Consider the following 980-nt stretch of genomic DNA (forward strand, 5'->3'; position numbering starts at 1 on the left):
GGTGGTGGCGACGGCGCTTCTCCATCCATCAATACGTCAACCAATTCGGCATGGACGCAAGGCGATTACAGTAAAACCTCTAACGAATTTGCCAACCGATGTGAAACGCCAAGAACGGGCTTAGATCCGTACGCGGGTTACCAACCATACCCAGACAAAGCAGGTTCAGCGTTGCAAGAAAAACTCTTTTTACGTGCTTTTACCAATGAAACCTACCTTTGGTACGATGAAGTACCGGATAGAAACCCAAGCTTTTACAGCAGTGTTATTGCTTATTTCCACTCACTCGTGACTTCTGAAACAACTGCAACTGGAAAAACGAAAGATCGCTTTCACTTCGCTATTCCTTATGAAGATGAAATGAAATCCTCACAATCAGGATTGGTTGCTGGGTTTGGATTTAATTGGTCGTTCATTCAAGCGACAGAGCCTCGAGACGTTCGTATTTCTTATACGGAAGACAACTCTCCAGCTGCGTTAAATGGTATTGTTCGTGGAGATAAGTTAATAAAGATTGGCTCAATCGATGTGGTTAATACTTCAAACAACGCAGAAATTAATACGACTAATACCACGCTATTTAGTCCAGAAATAAATAAAGAGTATTCGTTTATATTTGAAACTGTAGATGGATACAGAAAGTCTGTAATACTGAAAGCCGCAGATGTTGCGACTTCTCCGGTTCGTAATGCGAAAGTCATTGAGCACAACGGTAAAAAAGTCGGTTACCTGCAATACAACTCGTTCGAGCCAAGCGCACAAACACCGCTCATTAACGCCTTTAATAGATTGGCAGAAGCTCAGGTTGATGAAATTGTTATCGATTTACGATACAACGGCGGCGGTTTAGTGCTGCAATCTTCTCAAGTGGGATACATGCTCAGCGGCGCGGATAAAAATCGTGTCTGTGGTGGGCGTATTCACAACGATAAGATCATGAAAACCCTCCCGAAGGGCGACAATGTATACCCATTTACTAA

Annotated in this window: 1 protein-coding gene; it reads left to right on the forward strand. The window is 43.1% G+C overall.

Annotation, left to right across the window (positions count from 1 at the left end):
- Positions 1 to 980: S41 family peptidase (locus R7190_RS25985; protein ID WP_318137697.1), on the forward strand; the 980-nt coding region annotated here is incomplete at both ends.

The sequence above is a fragment of the Vibrio sp. 1078-1 genome (genome assembly GCF_033340475.1).